This is a genomic window from Mesobacillus persicus (assembly GCF_900109925.1).
Taxonomy (GTDB): Bacteria; Bacillota; Bacilli; order Bacillales; family Cytobacillaceae; genus Mesobacillus_B; species Mesobacillus_B persicus.
In genome coordinates, this window is record NZ_FOBW01000035.1 from 1 (window position 1) to 9719 (window position 9719).

4 protein-coding genes and 3 rRNA genes are annotated in these 9719 nt (G+C 41.5%); 1 reads left to right on the forward strand and 6 read right to left on the reverse strand.

Annotation, left to right across the window (positions count from 1 at the left end; genetic code table 11):
* The 4 genes from BMX30_RS22935 to gltB all read right to left on the reverse strand — a co-directional run.
* A 16S ribosomal RNA gene (locus BMX30_RS22935) occupies window positions 1–638 on the reverse strand; the annotation flags it as partial.
* Window positions 639–957: 319 nt separating this feature from the next.
* Window positions 958–1179, reverse strand: coding sequence for a hypothetical protein (locus BMX30_RS22940; RefSeq protein WP_090750648.1), 222 nt, complete (start codon window positions 1177–1179; stop codon window positions 958–960).
* A 126-nt stretch (window positions 1180–1305) separates the two neighbouring features.
* Window positions 1306–2787: a glutamate synthase small subunit gene (gene gltD, locus BMX30_RS22945; RefSeq protein WP_090750650.1), complete on the reverse strand. Its 1482-nt coding sequence runs from the start codon at window positions 2785–2787 to the stop codon at window positions 1306–1308.
* Between the two features lie 16 nt (window positions 2788–2803).
* Window positions 2804–7354 (reverse strand): glutamate synthase large subunit, encoded by a 4551-nt coding sequence (gene gltB / locus BMX30_RS22950; RefSeq protein ID WP_090750652.1) that lies wholly within the window; start codon window positions 7352–7354, stop codon window positions 2804–2806.
* A gap of 125 nt (window positions 7355–7479) precedes the next feature.
* Here gltB and gltC point away from each other — a divergent pair, with 125 nt between their 5' ends.
* On the forward strand, window positions 7480–8382 hold the full coding sequence (gltC, locus tag BMX30_RS22955) for a glutamate biosynthesis transcriptional regulator GltC (RefSeq protein WP_090750654.1): 903 nt from the start codon (window positions 7480–7482) through the stop codon (window positions 8380–8382).
* A 1030-nt stretch (window positions 8383–9412) separates the two neighbouring features.
* Here gltC and rrf read toward each other — a convergent pair.
* Together rrf and BMX30_RS22965 are read right to left on the reverse strand one after the other, a co-directional pair.
* Window positions 9413–9528: ribosomal RNA gene (gene rrf / locus BMX30_RS22960) — 5S ribosomal RNA — on the reverse strand.
* A gap of 106 nt (window positions 9529–9634) precedes the next feature.
* Window positions 9635–9719, reverse strand: a 23S ribosomal RNA gene (locus BMX30_RS22965); the annotation flags it as partial.

The following is a 9719-nucleotide window of genomic DNA, read 5'->3' on the forward strand; positions in this document are numbered from 1 at the left end:
CCCTCCACGGTTGAGCCGTGGGCTTTCACATCAGACTTAAGGAACCACCTGCGCGCGCTTTACGCCCAATAATTCCGGACAACGCTTGCCACCTACGTATTACCGCGGCTGCTGGCACGTAGTTAGCCGTGGCTTTCTGGTTAGGTACCGGCAAGGTACCGGCAGTTAATCCGATACTCATTCTTCCCTAACAACAGAGCTTTACGACCCGAAGGCCTTCATCGCTCACGCGGCGTTGCTCCGTCAGACTTTCGTCCATTGCGGAAGATTCCCTACTGCTGCCTCCCGTAGGAGTCTGGGCCGTGTCTCAGTCCCAGTGTGGCCGATCACCCTCTCAGGTCGGCTACGCATCGTGGCCTTGGTGAGCCATTACCTCACCAACTAGCTAATGCGCCGCGGGCCCATCTGTAAGTGACAGCCGTAACCGTCTTTCAGCTTGTCCTCATGGGAGGACAAGAATTATCCGGTATTAGCCCCGGTTTCCCGGAGTTATCCCAGTCTTACAGGCAGGTTGCCCACGTGTTACTCACCCGTCCGCCGCTAACATCAGGGAGCAAGCTCCCATCAGTCCGCTCGACTTGCATGTATTAGGCACGCCGCCAGCGTTCGTCCTGAGCCAGGATCAAACTCTCCAATAAAGAGTGATTAGCTCATAAAATATAACGTTGGCTCATGTTTTTCTATAATATAGAAGAAACATGATAAATATTGTTTGTTGACGCTTGTTTGTTTAGTTTTCAAAGAACAATTTACATCTAAGTCACTCAACAGCGACAAAATCTATCTTAACACATCGATATGAATATATCAAGAAAAAATTCTTGTAAAATATTTTATCGATATAATTCTAACAGCTGCTCTCAAACAGCAGATTTATAATATATAACGAAAACTAACATTCGTCAACACTATTTCAAGAAAATATTTTGAACACCAGACACCCACTGCGCATACGGTCTAGAAATTATTTAAATTCTCCCCTTGTTCGACTTTCATCCGCTCTAATTCTAGCCTCATTTTTTCGGTTTCAATTAAAAAATTTTGATGTTTTAACTTTTCAAGTTCCATTTCGTCTTTAATCATATCCCGTTTCATCTTGGTCTGTTTTTGAAAATGATTTGTTAAAATGGCGACAATCGGAATCGAAAAAACCATCACTACGGCAATTGCTCCTGTCATAGAAATCCCCTCCTTTAAGTTTACTCACAACTAAATTATACGATAATTCCTAAAACACCGACAATAAAAAGAGAATACTCAATCACAAAAGCCCGAATCTAAAATGAATAGATTCAGGCTTGTTAACTATGATAAGACTGTACTTCCCATTAAGAATCGATCTACTTCTCTAGCAGCTTCACGTCCTTCGTTAATTGCCCAGACGATTAGACTTTGACCTCTTCTAGCATCCCCTGCGGCAAAGACTCCTTCAACATTGGTTTTATATTCACCATAAGTTGCCTTTACTTTATTATTGTTCGTTTCCACTTGAAATTGGTTTAGCAACGATTGCTCTGTACCCTCAAAACCAATCGCAATAAACACATGTTGCGCTGGCCAAACTTTTTCTGTACCTTGGATTTCTTTAAAATAGTAATTGCCGTCCTCGCCTTTGTATTTCTCCATTTGAATCGTATGGAGTTCTACTACTTCACCATTTTCATTAGAAACAATTTTCTTTGTTTGAATTGAATATTGGCGAGGATCTCCACCGAATTTTGCATCCGCTTCTTCATAAGCATATTCTAATGTAAATACATTTGGATAGGCCGGCCACAAATTTTCAGAAGTCCTTGCCGCAGGTAGTTGCGGATGTTTTCCGAATTGAACAACGCTTCTACACTTCTGTCGGATTGCAGTTGCTACACAGTCCGCCCCAGTGTCCCCGCCCCCAATGACAATGACGTCTTTGCCTTCCGTATCAATAAACTCCTTGTCTTTAAAATCGGAATCTAGAAGGCTCTTTGTTGATTCTGTTAAATAGTTCATCGCAAAATGAACTCCCTTTACTTCGCGCCCATCAATCTGTAAATCGCGCTGTTTTTGAGCCCCTGTACAAAGGATCACAGCATCATAATTTTTACGTAACTCTTCTGCGGTAATATCTTTGCCGACTTCTGTATTGGTTACAAAATCAATTCCCTCTTGAGTTAAAAGCCTAATTCGACGTTCGACAACCTCTTTTTCTAGCTTCATATTGGGAATCCCGTACATCAGCAAACCGCCAGGACGGTCGGCCCGTTCATAAATGGTTACAGAGTGTCCTGCTTGGTTGAGTTGATCAGCACTGGCCAATCCTGCAGGGCCAGACCCGATTACCGCAATTTTCTTCCCTGTCCTTTTCCCTGGAATTCGAGGAGTAATCCAGCCGTTTTCAAACCCCTTATCGATGATGGTTCTCTCAATGCTTTTAATTGCAACAGCAGGGTCGGTAATTGCTAATGTACAGGAACCCTCACAAGGTGCGGGGCAAACCCGCCCTGTGAATTCAGGGAAATTGTTTGTTTTAAGCAACCGTTCAAGCGCCTCTTTCCACCGACCGTGGTAAACTAGATCATTCCATTCTGGGATAAGATTATGAATTGGACAACCTGTAGTGCTTCCTTCTAGCTCCATGCCCATATGGCAGAAAGGTGTACCACAATCCATACATCTTGCCCCTTGTTTTTTTAAAGCTTCATTAGATAAAGGAGCGGAATATTCTTTCCAGTCGTTTATACGGGAAAGAGGTTTTCGTTCATTTACCTTTTCACGAGTATATTCCATAAATCCTGTTGTTTTCCCCATCTTCCTCTCCCCTTTCTTACTGTACTAACGGTTCTGGTTGTTGTATTTGTTTTTTTTGCTTGGCGTTTGCCTCGAAGGCACGCATGATTGCTGCTTCTTCCGATAATCCAGCCGTCTTTTGTTCCTGAATCTTTCCTACCATCCGTTTAAAATCATTTGGAATGATTTTAACAATTTGTTTCGCTACCTTCTCCCAGTTCTCGAGCACATAATTTGCTTTGGCACTGTTGGTATACCGCAAGTGGTTTTTCACCAATTCTTTAACCTCGTTCTTTTCGTGTTCTTCAGTTAATTTTTCTAGCTGAACCATATCCAGATTGCATGTATCTTTAAATTCATCATATTTATCTGCTAAAACGTAGGCAATTCCACCAGACATGCCAGCAGCGAAATTTTTCCCAACATCACCTAAAATAACAACACGGCCACCAGTCATATATTCACAGCCATGATCACCAATTCCTTCAACAACTAAATTCGCTCCACTATTCCGTACTGCAAACCGTTCTCCAGCACGACCGCTGATATATGCCTCACCACTTGTTGCTCCATAGAAGGCAACGTTTCCAGCGATGACATTTCCAGCTGAGTACAGCTTTGAAGGCTCGTGAGCTTTAACAGCTAACTTCCCTCCAGATAAACCTTTCCCGAGGTAATCATTCACATCACCAGTTAATAATAATGTCATGCCTTTAGGTACAAAGGCACCAAAGCTTTGCCCAGCTGAACCAGTAAAGCGGAGGGTGATTGTATCCTCTGGCAAGCCATTTTCTCCATAGAGTTTTGAAATTTCACTTCCAACTACAGTTCCAACTACCCGATTTACATTTGTAATTCGAAAATGAAGATCAACTGGAGTTTGATTTATCAATGCCTCTTGCACGGCAGGTAGTAATTTTTGAATATCAAGTGATTCTTCAATTTTATGATTTTGCGGAACACGGAAGGTCCGTTCTCCTTTTGGTTGGTATAACAGCGTAGATAAGTCTAGATGCTTCGCCTTCCAATGGGCTTTTGCACGTTCACCGACCAATAACACATCTGTTCGTCCCACCATAGCATCGACCGTTCTGAATCCAAGTTCAGCCATAATTTCGCGAACTTCTTCTGCAACAAATCGCATATAGTTCACAATATAATCAGCTTCTCCTGCAAAATTTTTCCGAAGCTCAGGATTCTGTGTGGCAACACCCACTGGGCAAGTGTCTAAATGACAAGCTCTCATCATGACACACCCGAGAACAACGAGAGGCGCAGTCGCAAATGCAAACTCTTCGGCTCCGAACAAAGCAGCCATGACAATATCTTTCCCTGTCATTAACTTTCCATCTGTCTCCAACACCACTCGATTACGCAGTCCGTTCAACATCAGTGTTTGATGGGCTTCAGCAAGACCTAGCTCCCAAGGAAGCCCTGTATGTTTGATACTTGTTTTAGGAGAGGCACCTGTTCCTCCGTCATAACCACTAATCACAATTACATCTGCAGCACCTTTGGCGACACCAGCAGCAATCGTTCCAACTCCAGCCTTTGAAACTAGTTTTACGCTTATTCTTGCGTCCCTATTGGCATTTTTTAAATCATGGATCAGTTGAGCTAAATCCTCAATTGAATAGATATCATGATGCGGAGGTGGTGAAATAAGCCCGACCCCTGGGGTTGAACCACGGACATCCGCAACCCATGGGTAAACCTTGTTCCCCGGTAGCTGACCACCTTCCCCTGGCTTTGCTCCTTGTGCCATTTTAATTTGTAATTCATCAGCATGAACTAAATAATGACTTTTCACACCAAAGCGCCCAGAAGCAATTTGTTTAATGGAACTACCGCGCAAGTCACCATTTTCATCTAGATTAAATCGGCTTGGGTCTTCGCCACCTTCACCACTATTACTTTTACCTCCTAAACGATTCATCGCAATCGCCAGTGTCTCATGAGCCTCTTTACTTAATGAGCCAAACGACATTGCACCGGTTTTAAACCGTTTAACAATCGAGTCAACTGATTCCACTTCATCGACTGGAATTGCTTGCCGAGATGAATTAAATGCAAATAAATTGCGGAGGAAGCCAATTCTTTCTTCATCGGCTGCTTTTGAAAATTGTTTGAATAGCTTATAGTCATTCTTCCGTGTTGCCCATTGTAAAGTGTGTATCGTTTTTGGATTAAAGGCATGATGCTCTCCTGTTTTACGCCACTGAAAGTCACTCCCTGATTCAAGCGTTAAGTCACGATCTGTAAAAGCTTTATCATGAATCAGCTTTGTTTCCTTTGCGATGGTTTTAAGATCAATTCCACCAAGTTGTGATGCCGTTCCAGTAAAATAACGATCAATTACTTTGTGGCTGATTCCAACCGCTTCAAAGATTTGAGCTCCACGATAACTTTGTACAGTGGAGATGCCCATTTTGGACATTACTTTAACGACACCCTCCGTGATTCCTTTTATATATTTATCAACGACTGTATCGTAATCGAAAGCAAGTTTCCCTTCTTCTATCGCCTGCTTATATGTTGCAAAAGCCAGATAAGGATTAATAGCGTCGACACCATAGCCAATTAATGCAGAAAAGTGGTGGACTTCTCGAACTTCAGCTGATTCTACAACAAGGCTTGCTTTTATACGTTGTCCGTTACGAACGAGATGCTGATGGAGAGCACTTGCAGCTAGCAACACAGGGACTGCTCTTTTTTCTTTACTCAAGTTTTTATCTGAAAGAATAATGATGCTAGCCCCTCTAGAGATGGCTTCTTCAGCCTCACAACAAATCCGTTCAATCGAGATTTCCAAATCTTCCGAAAATAAACTGTCTATGACTATACTCTTAAAACCTTTTAATAAGTTTGATTTTAAAAGAGCTAACTGGGTATTTGATAAAATTGGTGTCTCAAGCTGAAGTCGCTGACAATTCTCTTCATTTGGGTGGAGAAGGTTTCCTTCCCTTCCTAAATATGAAACAGTAGATGTAACAATTTCCTCACGGATAGCGTCGATTGGTGGATTTGTCACTTGGGCAAATAATTGTTTAAAATAATTAAACAAGGACTGTGGCTTATCCGATAGAATGGCTAGCGGACTATCATTCCCCATCGATCCAAGTGGATCTTTCCCTTCACTGATTATTGGAATTAAGTATTTATTTATATCTTCATAGGTGTATCCAAAAGCTTTTTGGCGCACAGTAAGGTCAGATACTTTTTCTTCTTCGTAGTTCATCTTTAAGTCTTTTAATCTAACAAGCTGTTCAAAAAGCCATTGTTCATATGGGTATTCACTAGTTAGTTCAGCTTTAATCTCCTCATCAGAGATGATACGCCCTTCTTCTAAATCAATTAAAAGCATTTTACCAGGACTCAAACGATCCTTAAATACGATATTCTCGGGCTCAACGTCAATGACCCCTACTTCAGATGAGAAAATAATGTAATCATCTTTCGTTACATAATAACGAGCAGGACGTAGACCATTGCGGTCTAAGATTGCCCCGATTTGCTTCCCGTCCGTAAACGAAATCGCGGTTGGACCATCCCACGGCTCCATCATTGTACTATGATACTCATAAAAAGCTCGATTTTCCTTTGACATATAAGGATTTCTGGCCCATGGCTCTGGTATAAGCATCCTTGCGGCATGTGCTGGTTTACGTCCTGCTAACACTAAGAATTCAAGGGCATTATCTAAAATCGATGAATCACTTCCATTTGCATCTAGAACAGGTATAACCTTTTCTAAATCTTTGCCAAACGCCTCTGAAACAAATTGCTTTTCACGAGCTTTCATCCAATTCATATTTCCACGAAGTGTGTTAATTTCCCCATTATGAATTAAATAACGGTTTGGATGTGCCCGTTCCCAGCTTGGGAATGTATTTGTACTAAAACGAGAATGTACTAAGGCAAACGCAGAAACAAAACTTGTATCTTGTAAATCCAGGTAGAAAGCATCCACCTGTTCAGGGGTTAATAACCCCTTATAAACAATTGTCCTACTCGAGAAGCTAGCGAAATAAAAGGACTTCCTCGCCTTCTCGCCCCAATGCTCGGCCTGTTTTCTAACAATATATAAATGACGTTCAAAGGATAAATCATCCGAAATATCCTCCTGTGCACCAACGAACAATTGACGAATGATGGGGGCTGATTCTTGTGCTTTTTTTCCGATTTTTCTGATATCAACTGGCACAGTTCTCCAGCCAAGTACAATCTGTCCCTGTTGTTCAACTAATTGTTGAATATAGGACTCGATATCTTTTCTACTTGGGTCGTCGCTTGAAAAAAATAGCATCCCAACACCATAACGCCCCTGTTTGGGTAAGGTCATCTCTAGACACTCTTTGCGAAAGAATGCGTCTGGAAGCTGTACCATTAAACCGGCTCCATCCCCTGTTAGCGGATCACTTCCCTGTCCACCCCTATGATCGAGTTGGCAAAGCATTTCCAGTCCCTTTTTCACAATCTCATGTGTAGCGTTCCCTTTTATATGAGCGTATAAGCCAATACCACATGCGTCATGTTCGAATTCAGGACGGTAGAGACCTTGTGCTTTTGGTATTTGTTGAAAACTCATAACTATCTCCCCCGTATTTTCCGTTTTTTCCACTTGATTAATATTGTAAGTTTTCAGATTGATATAAAACAATATATAATTAGTATAAAATCATTCTTGTTTCAATATGATTACGGAGGATACAAATGGAATTAAGACAATTACAATACTTTGTAGAGGTAGCGAAACGCGAACACGTAACGGAAGCTGCGGTCCATTTGCATGTTGCTCAGTCGGCCGTAAGCCTACAAATCTCCAAACTTGAAGATGAGCTAGGTGTATCATTATTTGAGAGAGTTGGAAGAAATGTGAAGCTAACACAAATTGGAAGAAGCTTTCTCGTTCATGTAAATAAAGCCTTGAAGGAGTTGGACAATGCTAAGCAAAATGTCAAAGAATATTTAGATCCCGAACAAGGTACGATTAAAGTTGGCTATCCTACAAGCTTAGCTAGCCACCTACTTCCAACAGTCATATCTGCATTCAGGGAGGATAATCCCAAAATTACCTTTCATTTACGGCAAGGGTCTTATGCTTCTTTAATTGAAGCCGTAAAAAGTGGAGATCTAGACCTGGCCTTCCTAGGACCCGTCCCTACAAATGAGCCAGGCATTCAAGGAACTACATTATTTACAGAAAAGCTCTCTGCACTTGTGCACATTAGCCACCCTTTGGCAAAAAGCAAAAGGATAGCATTAACCGACTTAAGAACCGATGATTTTGCGTTATTCCCTAAAGGCTATGTCCTCCAACAAATCGTTGTAGATGCATGCAAACAGGCCGGCTTCAGTCCTAACATCGCTTCGGAAGGGGAAGATATGGATGCCTTAAAAGGACTAGTATCAGCAGGAATTGGAACGACTCTCTTACCAGATAGTACAATATCTGATTCTGTTCCTCGTTTCACTGTTAAGATACCAGTCACTGATCCACAGGTAACAAGAACAGTAGGAATCATTATTCCAAAAACTAGGGAAATCGCACCTTCTGATAGGACTTTTTATCAATTCGTTATTAACTTTTTTACTGTCTTGGAGCAATATCAATAAAAGTCAAAATAGATTCCAGGTTCATAACCGAGGATTTCTAGCGAACTGTCTGTTTTGTCCGACCATAAAAACCAATTCCTTCCAACTGATTTTTATTTTAGAAAATAACCAACAAGGCAAAAAGAACTGCATTTCAACATAACAGACGTTTCCTATCACAAACATTAAAAACGCAATGCAAAATGACCTTCAAATTGAATGGTAATTTGGAGGTCTATTTTTATTGTTATAAAAGGATCTCAATCATTATTTTGGGGAAATTATAGTGCGATTTATCTTTTAAAATGTGGGGGAGCAAAAGCCACCGTACCGCAGCAAATATCCTACATTTTCACTTGCAGATTGATTACTATAGGTTCGTCTCTGCTTTATCTTGGAGATGATTTTGAAAGGGTATGAAAAATAAACGGAAGAATTCCGGCTAAATTGGGAAATAACCATATTTCCCTTATATTAAGCGGAGTTTTTCCGCTTATATTAAGCGGAGTTTTTCCGCTTATATTAACCAAATCTTTTAGTTTTGTCTTATTTAGAGCTTTTAACCGTAAATCTTCCGCTTATTTTCGCTTTTTCAGCTTCCTCTAGATCATTAACCGAAAATTCTCCGCTTATTAAGATTCATAGCCTACACAAAAACACTACCAAGAAGGAGGAAACGGTTTTAAAACACATGATAAATAGCAAGGGAATGCCCCCTTGCTATTTATCATGTGTTTTAATTTACGGAAACGCCTCGAACAGCCCCGACAAACATAAGACAAGCGCTAACAGAGGGCGTTATTCCCTTCCGAAGCGATTGGATTGGCTTATGACTCGAGGGGCTGGGCGCTGGAGCTAGACAATCTCTTCGTCAGCTTCAGGCTCTCCAGTCCTCACGTACATCGTACGTTCCGGGCCTCGATCCTGAGCTTCCTCGACCTCCTTGGTCCTGACAACCCTCAGGTTTCTGCGCTTTAATTTACTTTCACTTAGTAGTCTGTCCTGTCGGACATAAATAAAAAAACAACCAAAAGTTTGGTTGTTTTAAAGTGCCTGGCAACGTCCTACTCTCACAGGGGGAAACCCCCAACTACCATCGGCGCTGAGAAGCTTAACTTCCGTGTTCGGCATGGGAACGGGTGTGACCTTCTCGCTATCGCCACCAGACTATTTAATTAAGGGTGATTATTTTGCTTACGCAAAATATCTTGTTCCCTCAAAACTAGATAATGTAATCAGAAGGTAAAGTCATTCATATCTTCCTTAACTTTATAAGGTTAAGTCCTCGATCGATTAGTATCAGTCAGCTCCACACGTCACCGCGCTTCCACCTCTGACCTATCAACCTGATCATCTTT

What these genes read in the sequence shown, in the direction of transcription:
- gltD (WP_090750650.1), bottom strand. Translation starts at nt 2,787, where the DNA reads ATGGGGAAAACAACAGGATTTATGGAATATACTCGTGAAAAGGTAAAT.
- BMX30_RS22940 (WP_090750648.1), bottom strand. Translation starts at nt 1,179, where the DNA reads ATGACAGGAGCAATTGCCGTAGTGATGGTTTTTTCGATTCCGATTGTC.
- gltC (WP_090750654.1), top strand. Translation starts at nt 7,480, where the DNA reads ATGGAATTAAGACAATTACAATACTTTGTAGAGGTAGCGAAACGCGAA.
- gltB (WP_090750652.1), bottom strand. Translation starts at nt 7,354, where the DNA reads ATGAGTTTTCAACAAATACCAAAAGCACAAGGTCTCTACCGTCCTGAA.